Raw genomic sequence first — 19837 nt, forward strand, 5'->3', positions numbered from 1 at the left:
AATGTTTTGAAAAGCAATCAATGTGGCAGAGAACTGAATTTAAACATTACCTTGGGAGAACTCAAAAATAAATAGTTAATAACTAAAACATTACATATAAGGACGAGAAGCAATGAACAAGCAAAGGGAAATATGGGTAGATAATGTTAAAGTTGTAGCCTGTGTCTTGGTAGTACTTGGCCATTTCTTTCAGAGTATAACACAGGCGGATGTATTACCCACGAATGATTTATATCGGTGGTTTAATCAGACTATTTATTACTTCCATGTGCCGCTGTTCTTTATCTGTTCTGGTTACCTTTATCAGAAACTGAGTGTGGTTGATGATGTCCACAGTTGGGGAAGAAATGTTCTGAAAAAGCTGGTGGTGCTGGGGATTCCTTACTTCACATTTTCATTTGCTACATGGCTATTGAAAACATTGTTTTCTTCTACAGTAAATAGTCAAATCGGAAGTCTGTGCGATACGCTATTTATCCATCCGGTGTCACCATATTGGTATTTGTATGCTTTATTTTTTGTGTTTTTGATTACACCTACATTTCGAACTAAAACCATGGCAAGAATTGGCTTAATTATTGGGCTGGCTTTTAAAGCCTTGGGAATTCTTGAAGGGCATAAGATACAATCTGTTTCATATATCCTTTCAAATGAAATATGGTTTGTTATCGGTATGTGCCTGAGTGTTTTTGAATTTAGAAGCTGTCTGGATAAGATTGGCCTGCTCGTGCCGACAATCGGCGGAGTCTTATTCCTGGTTTTAAGTATTGATGTTTATATGGAGGGAACTGATCGGGGAAGCGTTAGTTTCTTGCTTGGGCTGCTTGCCTGCAGTTCAATCATTGTTGCTATCACGAAAATATACGAAAAGAAAAGCCAGTCTATATTGTTTGGTATTTTGGCAAAATATACGATGCCTATTTTTCTGATGCATACACTGTTTGCTGCGCCATTAAGAATCATACTATTTAAGTTGGAAATTCGGAACGCAGCCCCTCATGTGATTTTTGGAATTGCAATTAGTTTTATTGGGCCAATGATAGCGGCGGTTATCATGAATAAGAGTAAATGGCTGGAGTTTTTTCTTTATCCGGGAAAGTATATCAAGAGTAATATAAGAAGTCAATGAGATATATGAGAATACTGATGGTTAATAAATTCCTTTACCCCAACGGCGGCAGCGAAACATACATATTTAAACTGGGTGATTATCTGAAAAGCCAGGGGCATGAAGTGCAATACTTCGGCATGGAACATAAAGGCCGCTGTGTGGGCAATCGTGTGAATGCGTACACCAGTGATATGGACTTTCATGGAGGCTCAAAGCTGGCAAAACTTACATATCCTTTAAAGACTATCTATTCCTCAGAGGCGCGGAAGAAGCTTCGTCTTGTTCTGAATGACTTCAAGCCGGATGTGTGTCACCTCAACAATTTCAATTACCAGCTGACGCCCAGTATCATTCTGGAAATCCAGAAATGGCGCAAAGAAGGCAATAAATGCCGGATTGTTTTTACTGCTCACGATTATCAGTTGGTGTGTCCTAATCATATGTGTAACAACCCGAACACCGGTGAGAATTGTGAAAAGTGTCTGGGCGGACATTTCCTGAATTGTGTAAAAGGCAAGTGTATCCACGGCAGCACAGCCAGATCTGTGATCGGGATGCTGGAGGCTGAGTTCTGGAAACGGAACGGTGCATACAATTATATTGACACGATGATCTGCTGCTCCAAGTTCCTGAAAACAAAAATGGACAGCAATCTGCTTTTTGCACAAAAGACAATTGCGCTGCACAACTTTGTAGACAAGGTGGAGTGGAAGGATACTTGCAAGAAAGAGTATGTGTTGTACTTTGGCCGCTATTCCAAAGAAAAGGGGATTGAGACTCTGATTCAAGTATGTAAGCAGCTTCCCGATATACCGTTTGTTTTTGCTGGAACAGGTCCGCTTGAAAGCGAACTGAGTGGTATTCCCAATGTCGGAAATGTGGGTTTTCAACGCGGCAAAGCACTGGAAAAGCTGATCCGGGAAGCCCGCTTCAGTATTTACCCATCCGAATGGTATGAAAACTGCCCGTTCTCTGTGATGGAATCTCAGATGTATGGCACGCCGGTGTTGGGCGCTGACATAGGCGGGATCCCGGAACTGATCGAGGCAGGTAAAACCGGTACTTTATTTGAAAGCGGCAATGCAAATGACCTAAAAGAGAAAATCCAGACGTTGTGGTCCGACCATGCGTTGACCGACCAGTACATGGAAAATTGCAAATCGATTCATTTTGACACGATAGAGGACTATTATAAAAAGCTGATTCCCATTTACTGTCCGAAAAAGTAATGAGAAAAAGGAGGGGGGACAACCAATGGTCAAGGATAAAACAACGATAGGCAAAAAATTGAACGGGACCGTCATTGTGACCTACCGCTGCAATGCGCGTTGCTCGATGTGCAACCGCTATAAGGCTCCTTCCAGAGCGGAAGAGGAAATCAGCATCGAAACCATCAAAAAGCTGCCCCGGATGTACTTTACCAACATCACCGGCGGCGAGCCGTTCATACGTACCGATCTGAAAGATATTGTGCGTGAGCTGTACAAAAAGAGCGACCGTATCGTTATTTCCACCAACGGTTTCTTCACCGATCGTATTGTGGATCTGTGCAAAGAATATCCTGAGATCGGCATCCGCATTTCCATTGAGGGTCTGGAACAGACCAACAACGAGATTCGCGGCCTGCAGAACGGTTACCAGCGCGGCTATCAAACATTAAAAATGCTCCGTGAAATGGGAATGAAGGACGTCGGTTTCGGCATGACGGTGCAGGATAAGAACGCCCCTGATCTGGTGCCATTATACAGGATCTCAAATGAGATGGGCATGGAGTTTGCAACGGCTTCCCTGCATAACAGCTTCTATTTTGTAGAGGCCAAAAATATCATCCATGACCGGCCAATGGTTGCCAAGAACTTTGAGAACCTTATCAATGAGCTGCTGCGCAGCAACAGCCCCAAAAAGTGGTTCCGAGCCTACTTCAATCATGGCCTGATCAATTACATTTACAGCCAGAAACGACTGCTGCCCTGTGATATGAGTTTCGATACTTTCTTTATTGACCCTTATGGAGATGTGATGCCCTGCAACGGCACCAAAGATAAGGAAGTTATGGGCAATCTGAACACCCAAACCTGGGATGAATTGTGGAATAGCCCGGAGGCTGAAAAAGTGCGGAAAAAGGTGCGTTGCTGTGACCGTGACTGCTGGATGATCGGATCGGTTTCGCCGGCCATGCACAAGTACATTTGGATCCCAATCTGGTGGGTGCTGCGCCATAAATTCAAGGCGCTGTTTACAAAACATCCTTACAGTATGTATGAACTGAAGATCTGCCGGGATTACCGAGACGGCAAGGTGACCAAAGAACAACTGGATCAGTGCAGTACTTGCGACTTGAATGCCGAGGTCAATGATGGGCTGAGCGAAGCCAGCAAAGCGCAGTTGAAAGGTAAGACTGGCGAGGAAATTGTGGATGCGGATATTGCGGCGCAGATAAAAGAATAAGATGTATGTTATCTGCTTCCTTCCTGCATATATTTTGTATCAAAAGTGGAAAATGAAATCACAGAATTACGATGGGTAATATGGCGCGCCGTATCAGCGAAACTATCCCGTAATTTGTGTAAAGCTCCTGAAATGTGTAGAAACAGGACACATGGTATAAAAATATGGCCTAAAGACACAGTTTGCAAAAGAGAAAATTTGAACACCTTTTCAGATAACAAACATCGGCAGCGTGGATGATATCCAGAATCTCTTTAGAGAGAATCGCCAAATGTATGAAGAACGGTCTGGAAGTAGAATGAAATGAGAATTTAGGCCACAGCAAATAGGACGATGAGAATAACGTTTAGCAGCAAGGTGCTTTAAGTGCAAGAGTTGCAGCGCTCATGCGGCTTGCAACTGGCACTTTTTGGAAAATACTCGGTATGGCTGACTCCTCAGGTGTACTCTAGCGCGGTTTCTTTGGATTCTTTCGGCTATCAGGTGTGGGAGTTGACTTTGTACATAAAGAGAAACTGGACCTTGTGTTCATCTCTTGGATGATGGGCTTGCTCCCGTTGCAGCAGAGGGAGATGGATGCCTTTCTACAGGGGTGCAGCTGCCTCCCGCCGTCCTTTCTGCTTGTGTTGACCTGTCGGAAACCGTATAAAAATACAGGTCCCAAGCCTCCAAGAGCTTCCGAAGGGGGTCCTTTTGGTATTTCTTTCACGCATTTTAACGCATTGAAACGGATTTTCACGGAAAAGCTGTCTTTGAATATTTTTCGACTTATGATAATAGAGGGGTCCATGCTTTGGATGTTCCAAGGGAGGAATATAGTATGGACAAGAAAAATGTTTTGCTGGACATTTTGCGGCCGTTCGGCATCGTCAGCCAGTACGCTGGCTGTGCGCAGCTGATCCGTGCAGTCGAACTTACGCTGGAAAATCCGGATGCCATTCAGGCTGTGCACAAACAGATCTATGCGGTCATTGCAAAAGAATACGGCATTCAGCCGAAATCGGTCGAGAGCAACATCCGAACGGTATCGGCTGTTGCGTGGGCGACCGATCCCGTCAGGCTGAAAAAAGTGGCTGGCTTTTCGCTGCATGGCCAACCGTCTGCCGTGGAGTTTATTGAAATTTTCTCGAATTATATGCAGAGAAAGGACATGAAAGAAACCGTCCATAGTTGATGGCGTAAACAAAAGACATCTGAAGCGTTAGATGGCCCCGGGCTGTTGCAGACTGCTGCGGCAGCTCTTTTTATGACCGATGCAGCTCCAGCAGATGTTTTGATCCGTATAGTATAATACCGGTGGCAGAATAAAATCGAAAACAAACCAGCAACTCGGACAGGAGGGAAATATGAGCGATTTTAGCATTCAAGAAATGCTTGCCATGCAGCAGGCGCTGCAAGAAAAATATAAAGATAAGTGGGAAAGGATTTGTCCTGAAGCGGGCAAGCATAAATTGCTGTGGATGATTGGAGAAATTGGAGAGGTTATAGATATTATTAAGAAAAATGGAGAAAGCAAAGCGCTGGAAGAAAACGATTTGCGAAGACATCTCATCGAAGAAATGGCGGATGTCCTGATGTATTACAACGATGTCCTTCTTTGCTATGGGATTCGCGGTGAGGAATTGAAAGAAGCCTATACAACAAAATTTGAAAAGAATATGGAACGCTGGTAACTTCCTTTGGATCGAGGAGAAGCAAAGCCGGAGAAATGAACCGCAAGAGGAACGGATGTATAAGTGCACGGTTGTCCGTCCCTCTACAATGTCCCTCTATGCTGCCCGGGCGCACGATCGCAAAACCGAAAAATATGGCCCAGAGGTTTCTCTGGGCCATTGTGTTGAGGGTGATGGAATGTTTCAGGAGGTCAAGCCGGCAAGGCGTCGTGTTTTTGGAGGAACTTTTTGGTGCACAGATAAGTGATCCCGATTCCCAGAAACACCACGAACAGGCATACGATCACCCCGATGGTTCGGTGGGCGGTCAACAGGATGTACAGCGGTGTGGCTAACAAGCTACCAAAATTGGTGGTGCCATGAATCACCATGGTGACTGCAAGATTATCGGTCCGCCAATAGATCCAGGCCAGCCATATTCCAATAACAAACACTGCTGGCCAGGAAACCTTAGTATGTCCAAACAAAAAGAAAGCAGCTGAGAATACAATTGCTTTTGGATAGGAAATAAACCTAGAAAAGGAGCCGAACAGCATCCCTCGAACTAAGAGTTCCTCTACAACTGGCAGCAGCAACACAGATGTTGCCATCCAAAGGAAGCCATCGGGAACCGACAGTTCAGGGATTGGCTCTCCGCTCAAAACAGTAATCAGAATCGATATTTTAAAAAAAGCGACATACCAAAGCCGATTCCAAGACAAAAAAGGAGTTGAGATCCCTTCAAATCCCGGCTGCTCATATGCAACATTTGCTTCCTGTAAAGCATGAAAGCAAACACAATCACTGCAATGGTCCCGGCAATAACAGTATAATAAGTTTCTGAGATATAAAAATACACCATCAATTGCAATAGAAAATAACTGATAAAAGCCAAGATTCCCTGGTACGGTTTCATGCGGATTCATCCTCCCTTTATGCAATCGAAGATGTATTTAAATTATATTATATCACAGACGAAATTTTAAAGTCAACACAGTACAATCTTTTCCATGCAGAATCGAACGACAAAAAGAATCAAAGATTTCTTTTGATTCCAAGAAAAGGCAACCGTTCTTCTGTTAGGACAGTTGCCTTCAGGCTAAAGATTATTTAGAGTAAATTACAAGCTTATATCGCTAGGGGTTCATTTAAGTTAACAGGAGCCACCACAGTAAGAGCGGCACTGCGAAATAGATTTTTCGTCTCCAGAGCCATCTCCGCAAATATCGGAAGTTTCGCATTCCCAGCAAATCGTAGCAATCTCCGTACAATGCATTTCCGATATTTGCGTAGGCGTACAATCCCATTGAGTGTAAATAGAGCCAGTAGATCGAGGGCTGATTCCGTTCTTGGATTGAGAAATCTGCATATCCAGATCAAAATCATTGTAGTTGGTCATTTGGGACTCCTTTCTTACTTTAACATCACTTTAGCCTGGAAAGTGAAAGCAATAATGTTTTCAACTTTCAATATGCTATCCGTGTTACAACTAAGCAAGGTTACAATAATTCATCTTTTCTGAACGCAAATACTTTTCTATATGTCAAGCTGACAAGGCGTCATGTTTTTGGAGGAACTTTTTGGTGCACAGATAAGTGATCCCGATTCCCAGGAACACCACGAACAGGCATACGATCACCCCGATGGTTCGGTGGGTGGTCAACAGGGCGTAGAGCGGCATCGACAAGAAAGTGCCCAAATTGATTGTGCCATGAATCACCATGGTGACTGCAAGATTGTCGGTCCGCCAATAGATCCAGGCCAGCAAGATCCCGATGAGGAACACAGACGGCCAGGAAATCGTCAAATGTGACAGCGCAAAGATAGCTGCCGAGAGTACCATAGCAATTTTGTAAGAGAAGGAGCTGACAAAGGACCCAAACAGGATTCCCCGGAACAAAAGTTCTTCCATGATAGGGATTAGAACTATCCTGGTTGCCATGTATTGTGTCCAAAAGAAAAGAGTAGGAAATATTTGTTCGGGGAGCGGCTCCTGGCTCAAAACGCCAAGAACAATCGCTATTTTGGAAATCAGGGCCAGGCCGAGGCCGATCCCGACACAAAAGAGGAGCTGAGAGCCCTTCAGGTCCCGGCTGCTGAGATGCAGCATCCGTTTTTTGTGCAGCAGCCATCCAAGTACAATCAATGCGATAATCCCGGCAATGGGCTCATAATACTCTACCGAGATAAAGCGGGCCACCAGGATCTGCAATACCAAATAACCAATCAAAGCCAAGATTCCCTGGTACGGTTTCATATGGATTCTTCCTCCCTTCATGCGATTGAAATGGCTGCTTGTAGTATAGCATCCGTTGCGATCGAATGCAAACTTGTCCCTTGCCTGAATGGATTGCAGGAAAAAGAAGCGTAAACTGGAAAGAAAAGAAACATACACTATGAAACAGAAGAAAAAACGAACCGCGTCTCCACGATACGGCGCTGGGTTCAAAAGCTGTGCGGCTGGCCGCCAGCTTCAACCTGGGGGATGCCTCCTGATGAGGCGGCCTTTGCACTGGGCGCAGATCTTGTGCGGTGCGCCGGCAAAAAAGAAGGGGACAGATGAATCAAAATTCACCTGTCCCCTCGGTTTGGCGGAGCAGCAGGGATTTGAACCCTGGCGCCGGTCGCCCGGCCTACGAGATTTCGAGTCACGCCTCTTCGACCACTTGAGTACTGCTCCAGATATGTTTTACAGCCCTATTATTATAGCAAAAACCCGCCCTGGCGTCAACTGCCGGGACGGGTTTTCTTTGCATTTTTATCTCACAGGCCGGCCAGGAGGATGGCCAGGACTGCCTTTTGGACATGGAGGCGGTTTTCGGCTTCGTCAAAGATCTCGCTGGCGTGGTCCTCAAAGACCGCATTGGAGATCTCCTCGCCCCGGTGGGCGGGCAGGCAGTGCAGCACCATGTGGTCGGGTTTGGCCCCGGCCAGCAGGCTGCCGGTCAGCTGGTAGCCCAGGAAGTCCCGCATCCGGCGCTCTGTCTCGCCCTCGCCGTTGTTCCACACGGCGGTCACCACCACGTCGGCATCCCGTACCCCTTCTTTGGGATCGTGGAGCAGCTGGAAGCCGGCGCCGTATTTGTGGGCGAACATCAGGACATCCGCCGCCGGACGGTAAGCGGGCGGGCAGACGCAGGTCACCTGCATCCCCGCCAGCAGACCGCCTACGATCAGGCTGTTGGCCATGTTGTTGCCGTCCCCCACAAAACACAGCTTCTGCCCCTGCAAAGAGCCGCGCCGCTCCCGAATGGTCATCAGGTCGGCCAGCACCTGGCAGGGATGGGCATAGTCGGTCAGGCCGTTGATCACCGGCACCCCGGCATACTCGGCCAGCTCCTCCAGGTCGCGCTGGCGGTAGGTGCGCCAGACCACGCAGTCGTAATAGCGGCCCAGTACCCGTGCGGTGTCCCGCAAAGGCTCGCCCCGGCTGGCCTGCAGCTCGGTGGCGGCGTTCATGTAGTTGCCCAGGCCCCCCAGCTGGTATACGCCCACCTCAAAGCTGGTGCGGGTGCGGGTGGAAGCCTTGGAAAACATCAGAGCCACGCTTTTGCCGGCCAGCAGGGGCGGGGTGCCCCCGGCTTTCTGGGCGGCTTTCAGCTGGACGGCCACATCCAGGATGTGGTACAGCTCCTGCTGGGTCAGGTCGCTCATCTTCAGCAGATGGTTCATAGGCCCCTCCCCTCAGCGCTGGGCCGGGGCCATGCTGCACAGCACCTCGTCCAGGATGGTCAGGGCCCGCTCGATGTCGTGGGCGGTGACGATCAGGGGAGGCAGCAGCCGCATCCGGGTCTTGGCGGTCAGCACCAGCAGGCCCCGCTCCCGGCAGGCGTCCAGAACGGCCTGGGCGGTGATGCCCTCCTCAAACTGCACCCCCAGCATCAGGCCCATGCCATCCACGGCGGTGACGTGGGGGAGCTTTTCCAGGCCCTCCCGCAGCTGTTCGCCGTGCTGGCGCACCCCCGCCAGGAAGCTGTCGCTCAGCCGGTCCAGCACCACGTTGGCGCCGGCGCAGACCACCGGGTTGCCCCCGAAGGTGGAACCATGGGTGCCGGGGCCCATGCAGCCCGCCACCCGGTCGTTCAGCAGGACCGCGCCGATGGGCAGGCCGCCGCCCAGGCCCTTGGCCAGAGTGACGATGTCGGGGCGCAGGTTGTACTGCTCACAGGCCAGGAAGGTACCGGTGCGGCCCACGCCGGTCTGCACCTCGTCCACGATCAGCACCAGGTCCCTGTCGTCGCACAGAGAACGCACCCCCAGCACAAAGGCGGGGTCCAGGGGCACCACGCCCCCCTCACCCTGGATCAGCTCCAGCATGATGGCGCAGGTGTGCTCGTCCACCAGCTTGGTCAGGGCGCCCAGGTCCCCGGCGGCCGCATAGAGGAAGCCGTCGTTGAAGGGCCCGAAGAACTGATGGAACCCATCCTGGCCGGTGGCGGTCAGGGTGGCCAGGGTGCGGCCATGGAAGCTGTTCTTCAGGGTGATGATCTGGTCCCGGCCGGCGCCGTAACGGTCAAAGCTGTATTTGCGCGCAGCCTTGATGGCGCCCTCATTGGCCTCGGCCCCCGAGTTGCCAAAGAACACCTTGTTCATGCCGGTGCGGCGGCACAGGCGCTTGGCCAGCTTGGAGCAGGGGGCGGTGTAGTACAGGTTGGAAGTGTGCTGCAATTTGTGGGCCTGCCGCGCCACAGCGTCGGCCCAGTCCAGGTCGCAGTAACCCAGGCTGTTCACCCCGATGCCGCTGGTGAAGTCCAGATAATCCTGGCCCTCCGGGCCGTAGGCGTGCATCCCGTGGCCCCGCTCGATGACGATGGGGTTGCGCTTATAAGTGTGCAGGACGTAGTCGTTGTCCCGCACGATGACTTTTTCAGTATCCATTTCGATGCCTCCCTGGCATTGTTATTCGCGATGGCTGCGGCGGTAGAAGCGGGTGCCCGAGCCACGGTTGGAGAACAGCTCCAGCAGCACGGTGTGGGGAACCCGGCCGTCGATGATGACCGCCTCGTGGACGCCCTGGTAGATGGCGTCGGCCATGCCGCCGATCTTGGGGATCATGCCGCCGGCGATGATGCCCGCAGCCTTGTACCCTTCGATCTCGCTCACCTCCACCTCGGGGATGAGGGTGCTCTCGTCGTCCTTGTCCCGCAGCAGGCCGGCGATGTCGGTCATGGACACCAGCTTTTCGGCCTGGAGGGCAATGGCGATCTGGGCCGCCGCCGTGTCGGCGTTGATGTTGTAGGGCTGGCCCAGGTCGTCCATCCCCACCGTGGCGATCACCGGGATGTAGCCGCCGTCCAGCAGGCTGCGGATCAGGGTGGTGTCCACATGGGTCACCTCTCCCACATAGCCCAGACGGCTGTCCATCTCGGCGCAGCGCAGCATCTGGCCGTCCATCCCGCACAGGCCGACCCCCCGGCCCCGCAGCTTGGACACCAGGTCCTTGTTGACCTTGCCGGCCAGCACCTGCTGCACGATCTCCATGGTGGCCTGGTCGGTCACTCGCAGGCCGTCCACAAAGCGGCTCTGGACCCCCACCTTTTTGAGCATATCGTTGATGGCAGGGCCGCCGCCGTGGACCAGCACCACCCGTACCCCCAGCAACGTGAGGGTGACCAGGTCGTTCATCACCGCGTCCTTCAGCGTCTCGTTGATCATGGCGTTGCCGCCGTATTTGATGACCATGGTCTTGCCATGGTATTTCTGGATGTAAGGTGTCGCCTCCGAAAACAGGAGGGCCATTTGCTCGTTTTTCATATGCTTTCTTTCCCGCCGCCTGCTGTATCAGGTCCTGTAATCACCGTTGATCTTCACATAGTCATAGGTCAGGTCGCAGCCCCATGCCTTGGCGGCGGCGTCTCCCAGGCCCATGTCCACCCGCACCAGGATGTCGCGCTCTGCCAGCACCCGGGCGGCCTCTTCCTCGCTGTAAGGGTGGTAGGCTGCATTCTCGCAGACATACACCTCGCCGGCGGCGCTGGACAGCCAGACGCACACCTTATCGATGGAGAAATCCCCCGGCGTATAGCCGATGGCGCAGAGGATGCGGCCCCAGTTGGCGTCCCGGCCGAACACGGCCGCCTTGAACAGGTTGGAGCACACCACGCTGCGGGACACCGCCCGGGCCGTCTTGAGGTCGGGCGCGCCGGTCACCTGGCAGGTGATGAGGTGGGTGGCCCCTTCGCCGTCCCCGGCATGGAGGGCGCACATATGCTCCGCAATGGCGGTGAGGGCCTCCACGAAGGCGTCGTAATCGGGGCCTTCGGACTGGATGCAGGGATTGCCCGCCAGACCCGAGGCCATGATGAGCAGGGTGTCGTTGGTGGAGGTGTCCAGGTCTACGCTCATCTGGTTGTAGGTGCCGGGCACCACCTGGCGCAGGGCCTTCTGGAGCATGGCCGGGCTGACCGCCGCGTCGGTGGTGTAGAAAGCCAGCATGGTGGCCATGTTGGGGGCGATCATGCCGCTGCCCTTGCCGATGGCGCCCAGGGTGCAGCTCTTGCCCCCCAGCTGGAACCGGATGGCGTACTCCTTCTGGCAGGTATCGGTGGTCATGATGGCGGTGGCCGCGTCGGCGCTGCCCTGGGCGGTGTGGGCCAGTTTGGCCGCCGCCGCCGGGATGCCCGCCGCAAAGGGATCGATGGTCATGGGCTGGCCGATGACGCCGGTGGAGGCGGGCAGCACGTCCCCGGCGGGGATGCCCAGAGCCTGCCCGGTCAGCTGGCAGCAGGCCTCGGCCAGCTCCACCCCGTTGGCGGCGCAGGTGTTGGCGTTGCCGCTGTTGACCAGGATGGCCTGGGCGTAGCCGTCGGCCAGGTGGGCGCGGTCCACCTTGATGGGGGCGCCGCAGACCTTGTTGGTGGTGTAGACCCCCGCCGCCGCGCAGCGCACGTCGGCCTTGATGAGGGCCAGGTCGTATTTGGTGCGGTTGGCCCGGATGCCGCAGTGCACCCCGGATGCCGCAAACCCTGCGGGGGCGCAGATGCCTCCCGCAACCTCCTGATACTGCATAGACTGTTCCTCCTTATATCTTGCGGGCTTTATTCCAGCCCGGCCGTCTCGGGCAGGCCCAGCAGGATGTTCATGCACTGGACCGCCGCCCCCGAGGACCCCTTGCCGAGGTTATCGAACAGGGAGATCAGCAGCATCTGGCTGCCGTCGGGGCTGGCGGTGCAGTAGATCTGGACCCGGTCGGTGCCCTGCATGGCTCCGGCGGCCAGCATCCCGTCCGCGGGCGTCTCCCCCAGGGGATGGACGGTGAACAGCGCCTCCCCCGCATAGTAATCGGCCAGAGCCTGGGCCACCGCCTGGGGCGTCACGCCGGGCAGAAGCTCCATCCGCAGGGGGACGGTGACCTCCATGCCGGCATAGTAGTCATCCACGATGGGGCAGAACACCGGCGCAGCCGTCAGCCCCGACACCGCCTGCATTTCGGGCAGGTGCTTGTGGTGCAAAGTCAGGCCGTAGGCCCGGGGTGTGCTGTAAAGGACGGGACGGTCGGGGTCCTGGTATTCGGCGATCATCTTCTTGCCCCCGCCCGAATAACCGGTCAGGCTGTGGCAGGTGAAGGGATAGTCCGCCGGCGCCAGGCCCAGTTCCACCAGAGGACGCGCCAGGCAGATGAAGCCGGACGCATGGCACCCGGGCACCGCCACACGGTTTGCCTGCCGGATCTTTTCCCGCTGGCCGTGCAGCTCGGGGAAGCCGTATACCCACCCCGGCGCGGTGCGGAAGGCGGTGGAGGTGTCCAGCACCCTGACGTGAGGCTCCACCAGGGGGATCACCTCTTTGGAAGCGGCGTCGGGCAGGCACAGGAACGCCAGGTCGGCGGCGTTGATGGTTTCGGCCCGCTTGTGCAGGTCCTTGCGGCTCTCCTCGGGGATGGACAGCAATTCCAGCTCGGGCCGTCCGTCCAGACGGTCCGCGATGCGCAGTCCGGTGGTGCCCGACGAACCGTCGATGAACACCTTATAGCTCATGCCTGTCCCTCCTCCCATGCTTCCAGGGCCTGCTGGGCCTGCTGGATCTGGAGGCGGACGCTGGCGGCGCTGGGGCCGCCGTAGCTGGTGCGGCCCTCACAGCAGTTGATCAGGTCCACCGCCTGGTAGATATCCTGCTCAAACAGAGGGCTGTACTGCCGGAACTGCTCCAGCGTCAGCTCCTCCAGCACGGTGCCCTGGGCGATGCAGTCGGCCACCATCTGGCCGGTCAGCTTGTAGGCGTCCCGGAACGGCATCCCCTTGCGGGTCAGGTAGTCGGCGCAGTCGGTGGCGTTGATGAAGCCGGCCGCCGCCGCCCGGCGCATATTGGCCGGCAGGGTGCGCATGGTGTCCAGCATGGGGGTGATGGTGGTCAGGCAGAGGGACAGCGTATCCACCGCGTCAAAGATGGCTTCCTTGTCCTCCTGCATATCCTTGTTGTAAGCCAGGGGCAGGCCCTTCATCATGACCAGCAGGGTGTTCAGATCGCCGTACACCCGGCCGGTCTTGCCCCGGATCAGCTCGGTGACGTCGGGGTTTTTCTTCTGGGGCATGATGGAGGAGCCGGTGGTGAATGCGTCGTCCAGCTCGATGAACTTGAACTCCCAGCTGCACCAGAGGATGATCTCCTCCGACAGGCGGGACAGGTGCATCATGCAGGTCGCGATGGCCGAGGCCAGCTCGATGCAGAAATCCCGGTCGGACACGCCGTCCATGCTGTTGGGGCAGGGCGCCTCAAAGCCCAGCTTCTGGGCGGTGAAGGCCCGGTCCAGAGGATAGGTGGTGCCCGCCAGGGCGCCCGAGCCCAGAGGGCACTGGCTGTCCATCCGGCGGGTGGCGTCGGCAAAACGGCCCAGATCCCGCAGCAGCATCCAGGCATAGGCCATCAGGGCGTGGCCGAAGGTGACCGGCTGGGCCCGCTGCAGGTGGGTATAGCCCGGCATCACCGAGGCGGTGTTCTCGCCGGCCTTTTTGCAGATGACCCGCACCAGGGCGGCGATCAGCCCCTGCAGGCGGATGCTCTCATCCCGCAGCGTCAGCCGGATATCCAGGGCCACCTGGTCATTGCGGCTGCGGCCGGTGTGCAGCCGCTTGCCTGCATCCCCGATGCGGGCGGTGAGGGTCTGCTCCACAAAGGTGTGCACATCCTCGGCGGCGGGGTCGATCTCCAGCCGGCCTGCGGCCAGGTCATCGGCGATCGAGGCCAGTCCGTCCAGGATGGCCCTGCAATCTTCTTCCGAGATGATCCCCTGCCGGGCCAGCATGGCGGCATGGACGCCGCTGCCCTTCATGTCCTGGGCGATCATCCGCTGGTCGAACCGGATGGAGGAGTTGAAATCGTTCACGCGGGAGTCCACCGCCTTGGAAAAGCGGCCTTTCCAGAGTTGTTCAGCCATGGTCGGCTCCTTTCAAAACAGATGGGGACGGCAGGCGCAGCCGGTCCCAATAACGGCAAAGCCGCCGCAGGAAATGCACGTCCTGCGGCGGTGCCGCCGGCATCGCTGCCGGAGTTGCCTCTGCCCGGAAAGTGTGGAACGGGCAAAGGGGAGGAAAGCGTATCGATCAGTCCTTGGGCCAGTTCTTGGACAGCTTGGCCCGCTCTTTGATGGACAGGCCGAACAGGTTGATGAAGCCTGCGGCATCGGCCTGGTTGTAATCCTCGTCCTCGCCAAAGGAGGCGGTCTGCTCATCGTAGAGGCTGTAGGGGGAGGTGACGCCGGCGTTGATCATGTTGCCCTTGTACAGCTTGAGCTTGACGTCGCCGGTGACGGTCTGCTCCAGGCTGTCGGCAAAGGCGTCCAGGGCCTGGCGCAGGGGGGTGAACCACTGGCCGTTGTAGACGATATCGGCGTACTTCTGGGCCAGCTGCGCCTTGAAGTGGGCGCTCTCCTTGTCCAGAGTGATGGTCTCCAGCACGTTGATGGCCTTGTAGAGGATGGCGCCGCCGGGCGTCTCATAGACGCCGCGGCTCTTCATGCCCACCAGCCGGTTCTCGACGATGTCCAGCAGGCCGATGCCATTGGCGCCGCCCACCTGGTTGAGGTATTCCACCAGTTCCACGGCGCCCATCTCTTTGCCGTCCACGGCGGTGGGGATGCCCTTCTCGAAGTGGATGGTCACATAGGTGGGCTGGTCGGGGGCCTGCTCGGGGCTGACCCCCAGCTCCAGGAAGCCGGGCTTGTTGTACTGGGGCTCGTTGGCGGGGTTCTCCAGGTCCAGGCCCTCGTGGGACAGATGCCAGATGTTCTTGTCCTTGGAGTAGTTGGTCTCCCGGTTGATCTTCAGGGGGATGTTGTGGGCCTCGGCGTAATCGATCTCCTCGTCGCGGCTCTTGATGTTCCACTCACGCCAGGGAGCGATGATGGCCATGTCGGGGCAGAAGGCCTTGAGGGTCAGCTCAAAGCGGACCTGGTCGTTGCCCTTGCCGGTGCAGCCGTGGCAGATGGCGTCGGCGCCCTCCTGGATGGCGATGTCGGCCAGGGCCTTGGCGATGCAGGGCCGTGCAAAGGAGGTGCCCAGCAGGTAATCCTCGTACTTGGCGCCGAACTTCAGGGTGGGGAAGATGTAGTTCTCCACAAAGTCTTTCTTCAGGTCCAGCACATACAGCTTGGAAGCGCCGGTCTTTTTGGCTTTCTCCTCCAGGCCGTCCAGCTCGGTGCCCTGGCCCACGTCGCCCGACACGGCGATGACCTCACAGTTGTTGTAGTTCTCCTTCAGCCAGGGGATGATGATGGATGTATCCAGACCGCCGGAATAGGCCAGAACGACCTTCTTGATGTCTTCCTTTTTCTTCATTGCTGCTCGCTCCTTTTTGCATTCTTTGGCAGGTTTCACACACTTTCTGCCGCGCCCCAGATGGCGCGGACCGCCGCGTTTTGCGCGTCTGTCCCTATTATATCCGCCCAGGCTCCAGCGTCAATGCAGAAAAACGACAAACCTTTTCTCATTTTGGCCGCCGTTTTGAGGCAATTTGTATTTTTATGCAATCATAAATGCATACAATGCGATTATATTCATTGCGGCGCGAGACCCGGCAAACAAAAACCCCCACTTCCCTCAAGGGGAAACGGGGGCGGGACGGGGCTTCTCAGTCCTCGATGAGGACGGCGCTCTTGATGCGGACGGGGGTTGCGGGCTTGTCGTTCCAGTCGGTGCGGACCGATGCGATCTTGTCCACCACATCCATGCCGGACACCACATGGCCGAAGGCGGCGTACTGGCCGTCCAGGTGGGGGGCATCCTTGTGCATGATGAAGAACTGGCTGCCGGCGCTGTTGGGATCGGCGGCGCGGGCCATGCTGATCACGCCGCGCACATGGCGGATGGGGTTGTTGACGCCGTTGGAGGCGAACTCGCCCTTGATCTTCCAGCCGGGGCCGCCGGTGCCGTTGCCCAGCGGGCAGCCGCCCTGGATCATAAAGCCGGGGATCACCCGGTGGAAGGTCAGCCCGTCGTAAAAGCCGGACTTGACCAGCTTTTCAAAGTTTTCGCAGGTGATCGGCGCAGCCTGCTTGTCAAGCTGGATATCGATCACACCGCCGTCTTCCATTGTAATACGAACCATAGTGCTTCTTCTCCTACTCTTTAACACGTGCCCCATACAGGGGCGGCATATACCTTGCCCGGGCGGCCGGCGCGCCGGCACGCGGGCTCCCCACTCTCCCGGATGGCCGGGATACGTTCCAGTTGCATTTTACCATATTTTCGCCCGTATGGAAAGATAAAAAATGTGAACCAAACGTGAATGGGCCGGACCGGGCCGCCGTTTCTGCATCCATGCCCTGCGGCGCTGCCTGCCGCCGGGCAAAAAATCCCCGCTCCGCAGCAGGGCCGCAGGGCGGGGAAAGGTCAGGCGTCGGAGCCTTCGTTGTTGGGAAGAAGTTCCAGCAGGCGCCGGACGGCTTCCACCGGGAAGCCGGGGGCGGGCGGGTCATCGGCCCAGCTCTGCAGCAGGGCGTGGGTATTGCCGCTCTGGGGCAGCATATAGCCCGACTCCCGCAGCAGGTCCTCATTGACCAGCCGCATCGAACGGGCGGCAGCGGCCATCAGCCGGCGCAGGCCCTCGGACGGGGCGGCGTCGGCCAGCTGGAGGGCGGCCTTTTCCTCCCGGGCCTTTTGGGCGGCCAGTCTGCGGGAGAGGTCCAGCACGTCCTCGGCTTTCTTCTGCTGGGGCGGATAGGTCACGGGCACCATCGAGATGGCCCCGCTGGGACAGGCGGCGGCACAGGTGCCGCAGCCCACACACTTGGAAGTGTCGATGATGCTGTCCTCGGTGTCGGACGCGCCGGTGGGGCAGACGTACAGGCACAGACAGTCTTTGGTGCACAGGCGCAGGTTGCGCACGGCGATCTTCTTCATCATGCGGGCCGCCTCCCTTCCATCTTGTCAAATTTCCAGGCGGGCACCTTGCATACGGGGCACAGCTCGGGGGGCGCGTCGCCGATGTAGATGAAGCCGCACACCGAGCATACCCATACCTGGGTGCCCTCCAAAAAGGCTTCCCCCTCCCGCTGGTAGCGGCCCAGCAGGGCGTAGAGCATCTGGGTCACCTTCTCGCCCCAGACACAGACCCGTTGGGTGCCCCGGTCGGCATGGTCCCGGGCGGCGGCATGGACCGCCGGGTAACCCTGTTCCAGGTCCTCCTGGAGCATACCGGCCAGCAGCGCCTGGTCCGCGTCGGACAGGGCGGGCGCCGCCTGCGCAAAGTAATCTGCGATCTGGCGGAACAGGGCGGCCTCCTCGTCTTTGTATTGTTTCTCGCAGCCCCGGGCCAGGTTGGAGCACAGGGCGGACAAGGCCCCGGCAGGCAGAAGCTGCAAGTCGTCCTCCTCCAGCGCCGGCGCGGGCTGGACGTCCTGGGCGGGCTGGGGCGCTTCTTCCGGCCCGAACATCAGCTTGGGCGCGCCGCAAAGCGGGCAGGACCAGCTGTCGGGCAGACTGTCAAAGGGCGTCCCCTCGATGGCTTCGTCGTAGATGTAGCCGCAGATGGGGCAGACGTAACGCATGGCTTCACTCCTCCTTTGGCTTGAATTGACGCCGCGCCCCCGGCAAGGGGTATGCCGGGGGGACGGCGCTGGCTGCTGCACAGGCTGAAAAGCTTGTGCGGTTTATACAAAAAATATAACAGATGTGGACGCCGTTTGTCAATGTGAACCGGTCACATAAGGCGGCACGCAAAAACCCCCTGCTCCCTAGAGAGCAGGGGGGTGATTGGTTCTAAAGCTGGGTCAAAACCGCAGGGGGGATTACTCGCCGGCGGCGGTCAGGACAGCGTGGATGTAGCCGGCGGTGTCCACCAGAGTAGCGCCCGAGATGGAGTCAACGGGGTTCTCCTGGTCGGCCAGGGCGGTGGCATCCGCGATGCTCATGCCGTTCAGGTGGTTCTGGATGGCGTCGAAGTTGCCGTCGATGGTGACGGTAGCGCCGCCCTTGGAGGACATATTGGCGCTGTAATACTCGGTGTTCACACGCTTGGAGCACAGCACCACGCCGTCGGCGTAGTTCTCGCCAAAGCCTGCGTCGCTGTTGGGCACGCCGGTGACATCCTCATCCGAGCTGATGAACTGGAAGTCATCGATGTAGCTCAGGATGATGTTCTCGCCGTCGGTCAGGGCAGCGGCGGTGGTGAAGCACTTGTCACCGTGAGCAGCGGCATAGGCCACGTTCAGCTGCAGCTGGCTGGAATCGCCGTTGAACTCCACGGCCTGGTTCTGCTGGGCGTTGCGGGCAGCCTCGGCGATGGCCTTCAGGTAGCCGGCGGTGTCGGCCAGGGTGGCGCCGCTCACCAGATCCACGGCGTTCTCGTCGCTGGCGGCAGCGTCGATCTCGTCGATGGTCTTGCCCACCACATAGTTCTGGATGGCGTCGTAGTTGTCGTCGATGCGGGTGGTGGCGCCGGCGTGGGAAGCCATCAGGTCGCTGTAGTAGTCAGCGTTCACACGCTTGGAACCCAGCACCATGCCGTCGGCGTAGTTCTCGCCGAAGCCGCCGTCGCTGTTGGGCACAGGGGTGATGCCTGCATCGCTGGCAAAGAACTGGAACTCGTCCAGATAAGCTGCCACGATCACGTCATCCTTCACCACGGCCACAGCCTCGGTGAAGCAGCTGTCGCCATGGGCGGCAGTGTAGGACTGGCCGATCTGCAGGCCGCCCTCGATCTGGACGTTCTCAGCAGGAGCTGCCGGCTCGGGGGCAGCGGTAGAGCTGGCGGCCTCCTCCTGGATCTCCTCACCCAGGGCCTGGGCCACAGCCTGGCGGACCGCGTTGCTGGTGACGGTGGCGCCGCTGACGCCGTCGATCTCATAGCCGCCTGCGTCCACGACCTGCTGCTGCAGCTCCTCCAGGGCAGCGCCGCCGATCTCGGGGGTCTCGCCGTCGCCGGTCAAGGTGCAGGCGGTGATGGTGCCGTTCTCCACCGTCAGGGTGGCGGTGACGTCGCCGCCAAAGCCCTCGGCGGTGCCGGTCAGGGTCTCAGCAGCGGTGCTGCCGGCCGCGCTGCCGGCAGTGGACTGGCTGCCGCCGCAGGCCGCCAGATTCAGGGCCAGGGCGCCGCACAGCACAAAAGAAAAAGCGCGCTTCATGTAGAATTACCTCCATATATGTTGTTGCAATTCGTGCTTTTCACCAATGCGAAGCTATTATATCATGTT

Annotated in this window: 18 protein-coding genes and 1 tRNA gene; 5 read left to right on the top strand and 14 right to left on the bottom strand. The window is 56.8% G+C overall.

Going from position 1 to position 19837, the window contains the following annotated elements:
• Positions 1-112 precede the first annotated feature (112 nt).
• From B5E66_RS10710 to B5E66_RS10730, 5 genes are all read left to right on the top strand, one after another.
• Positions 113-1129 (top strand): acyltransferase family protein, encoded by a 1017-nt coding sequence (locus B5E66_RS10710; RefSeq protein ID WP_087232741.1) that lies wholly within the window; start codon positions 113-115, stop codon positions 1127-1129.
• Positions 1130-1146: 17 nt separating this feature from the next.
• Complete coding sequence (locus B5E66_RS10715; RefSeq protein WP_342395004.1) at positions 1147-2340, top strand: glycosyltransferase; 1194 nt, start codon at positions 1147-1149, stop codon at positions 2338-2340.
• Positions 2341-2365: 25 nt separating this feature from the next.
• A complete protein-coding gene (locus B5E66_RS10720; RefSeq protein ID WP_087232744.1) occupies positions 2366-3559 on the top strand; it encodes a radical SAM protein in 1194 nt (397 codons plus the stop codon).
• A gap of 820 nt (positions 3560-4379) precedes the next feature.
• Positions 4380-4733: a sporulation initiation factor Spo0A C-terminal domain-containing protein gene (locus B5E66_RS10725; protein ID WP_087232747.1), complete on the top strand. Its 354-nt coding sequence runs from the start codon at positions 4380-4382 to the stop codon at positions 4731-4733.
• 172 nt (positions 4734-4905) lie between these two features.
• Positions 4906-5232 (top strand): MazG nucleotide pyrophosphohydrolase domain-containing protein, encoded by a 327-nt coding sequence (locus B5E66_RS10730; protein WP_087232750.1) that lies wholly within the window; start codon positions 4906-4908, stop codon positions 5230-5232.
• A 191-nt stretch (positions 5233-5423) separates the two neighbouring features.
• On the opposite strand, the gene B5E66_RS10735 is transcribed toward B5E66_RS10730, so the two are convergent.
• The 14 genes from B5E66_RS10735 to B5E66_RS10800 all read right to left on the bottom strand — a co-directional run bounded on the left by B5E66_RS10735 (position 5424) and on the right by B5E66_RS10800 (position 19768).
• Positions 5424-6137, bottom strand: coding sequence for a CPBP family intramembrane glutamic endopeptidase (locus B5E66_RS10735; protein ID WP_087232753.1), 714 nt, complete (start codon positions 6135-6137; stop codon positions 5424-5426).
• 617 nt (positions 6138-6754) lie between these two features.
• Complete coding sequence (locus tag B5E66_RS10740; RefSeq protein ID WP_158098357.1) at positions 6755-7468, bottom strand: CPBP family intramembrane glutamic endopeptidase; 714 nt, start codon at positions 7466-7468, stop codon at positions 6755-6757.
• A 332-nt stretch (positions 7469-7800) separates the two neighbouring features.
• Positions 7801-7891, bottom strand: a tRNA-Ser gene (locus tag B5E66_RS10745).
• A gap of 83 nt (positions 7892-7974) precedes the next feature.
• Positions 7975-8883: an ornithine carbamoyltransferase gene (gene argF / locus B5E66_RS10750; protein WP_087232759.1), complete on the bottom strand. Its 909-nt coding sequence runs from the start codon at positions 8881-8883 to the stop codon at positions 7975-7977.
• 12 nt (positions 8884-8895) lie between these two features.
• Positions 8896-10089, bottom strand: coding sequence for an aspartate aminotransferase family protein (locus B5E66_RS10755; RefSeq protein WP_087232762.1), 1194 nt, complete (start codon positions 10087-10089; stop codon positions 8896-8898).
• 21 nt (positions 10090-10110) lie between these two features.
• The gene (gene argB / locus B5E66_RS10760) at positions 10111-10965 is read right to left on the bottom strand and encodes an acetylglutamate kinase (protein ID WP_087232765.1); all 855 of its coding nucleotides are present in this window, start codon (positions 10963-10965) and stop codon (positions 10111-10113) included.
• Positions 10966-10992: 27 nt separating this feature from the next.
• Positions 10993-12219 (bottom strand): bifunctional glutamate N-acetyltransferase/amino-acid acetyltransferase ArgJ, encoded by a 1227-nt coding sequence (argJ, locus tag B5E66_RS10765; RefSeq protein WP_087232768.1) that lies wholly within the window; start codon positions 12217-12219, stop codon positions 10993-10995.
• Positions 12220-12248: 29 nt separating this feature from the next.
• Entirely contained in the window at positions 12249-13187 is a 939-nt protein-coding gene (argC, locus tag B5E66_RS10770; RefSeq protein WP_087232772.1) for an N-acetyl-gamma-glutamyl-phosphate reductase, read from the bottom strand.
• Positions 13184-14584 carry an argininosuccinate lyase gene (gene argH, locus B5E66_RS10775; RefSeq protein ID WP_087232775.1) on the bottom strand — a complete coding sequence of 467 codons (1401 nt, stop codon included), beginning with the start codon at positions 14582-14584 and terminating at the stop codon, positions 13184-13186. Before argH ends, argC begins: the two co-directional genes overlap by 4 nt.
• Before the next feature lie 166 nt (positions 14585-14750).
• The gene (locus tag B5E66_RS10780; RefSeq protein ID WP_087232779.1) at positions 14751-15983 is read right to left on the bottom strand and encodes an argininosuccinate synthase; all 1233 of its coding nucleotides are present in this window, start codon (positions 15981-15983) and stop codon (positions 14751-14753) included.
• 292 nt (positions 15984-16275) lie between these two features.
• Positions 16276-16752 (bottom strand): peptidylprolyl isomerase, encoded by a 477-nt coding sequence (locus tag B5E66_RS10785; RefSeq protein ID WP_087232782.1) that lies wholly within the window; start codon positions 16750-16752, stop codon positions 16276-16278.
• Between the two features lie 284 nt (positions 16753-17036).
• Positions 17037-17549: a DUF362 domain-containing protein gene (locus B5E66_RS10790; protein ID WP_242958161.1), complete on the bottom strand. Its 513-nt coding sequence runs from the start codon at positions 17547-17549 to the stop codon at positions 17037-17039.
• Positions 17546-18193, bottom strand: coding sequence for a rubredoxin-like domain-containing protein (locus B5E66_RS10795; protein WP_087232786.1), 648 nt, complete (start codon positions 18191-18193; stop codon positions 17546-17548). Before B5E66_RS10795 ends, B5E66_RS10790 begins: the two co-directional genes overlap by 4 nt.
• Before the next feature lie 240 nt (positions 18194-18433).
• Positions 18434-19768 carry an FMN-binding protein gene (locus tag B5E66_RS10800; protein ID WP_087232789.1) on the bottom strand — a complete coding sequence of 445 codons (1335 nt, stop codon included), beginning with the start codon at positions 19766-19768 and terminating at the stop codon, positions 18434-18436.
• Positions 19769-19837 lie beyond the last annotated feature (69 nt).

This window comes from Faecalibacterium sp. An121, assembly GCF_002160915.1.
GTDB classification, from domain to species: Bacteria; Bacillota; Clostridia; order Oscillospirales; family Ruminococcaceae; genus Faecalibacterium; species Faecalibacterium avium.